The sequence below is a fragment of the Bathymodiolus heckerae thiotrophic gill symbiont genome (genome assembly GCF_900128515.1).
In the GTDB taxonomy this organism is placed as follows: Bacteria; Pseudomonadota; Gammaproteobacteria; order PS1; family Pseudothioglobaceae; genus Thioglobus_A.
Genome location: NZ_FQTP01000238.1, coordinates 1 through 963 on the forward strand (window position 1 = coordinate 1; position 963 = coordinate 963).

Sequence of the window (963 nt, forward strand, 5' to 3'; positions counted from 1 at the left end):
TTCTGTTTAATGCTTCCTTGAAGGGTGCAAGGTCAGCTGATAGCACCAAAAATAATGAAAAACAGAAGTAAACAATCTGAATAAAGGTGTTTATAAAATTTTCAATATTTTTTTTGATACGGGCAAGGCTCGTATCATTTCTTTTAAAAAGATTGATATAAAAGCATTTCGCAAAAAAAAAAAAACGATTTTAGAGAAATTTGTAACAAAAGTGCAAAAACCTTTTGACAAGTATGGTTTATACGGTATATTGAGACTTTTATAACTTATCCGTGGGGGGTATGAAGCGAATCGCTTTATCGGTTGCAGTCGCAGCCAGTCTTGCAGCAGGTGTTGCAACAGCTACAGTATCAAAAGATCTAGCCTATAAATCTAGTGGCTTATCTGCTAATGATGTGGCTAATCAAAACTACTTTGTTAATCATTTCTATTCTTTTGACAATTACGCCATTACTAAAAAAGGCAAAGATGTTACCGCACTTATTCTGCGTGCTAAAGACTCAAACCCTTTAACGCTTACTTTAGAGCGCTACCTTAATAACGCGCCTAAGGCTGCCGGTGTTAACGCACAAGATTTAGCGGTTTTCCGCTCTGGTAAGCTTAAAGGTACAGGTATGTTGATTACCGATTTTAGTGATGCGAATAAGTCACAATCATACGAAATCTTCATTCCATCAATTCGTAAAGTTCGTTGTTTTGCCGAGCCTGCACGTGATGATGCTTGGGGTGGCTCAGACTTTACTTTTGGTGATGTAACACTACGTAAACCAAAGCACGATAACCATGAGCTTTTAGGTATGACTAAATTTACAGGTTGTTTAAGCGTAATGAAAGATATTAAGCGTAACAAGTGGACACAAAATGCCAAAATAGAAGCAGATTGTTCAGTTGACGGCAAAGAAGTGTACAAGCTTAAGTCTACAGCTAATGATGCAAACTGGTGGTATGACAATCGCGTTAGCT

At 37.4% G+C, this 963-nt stretch carries 1 protein-coding gene; it reads left to right on the forward strand.

Features of this window, described 5'->3' with window-relative positions; genetic code table 11:
• Positions 1–281: 281 nt before the first annotated feature.
• Positions 282–963 (forward strand): outer membrane lipoprotein-sorting protein (locus BTHERMOSOX_RS11575; RefSeq protein WP_138121246.1); only part of this gene is annotated, 682 nt, incomplete at its 3' end.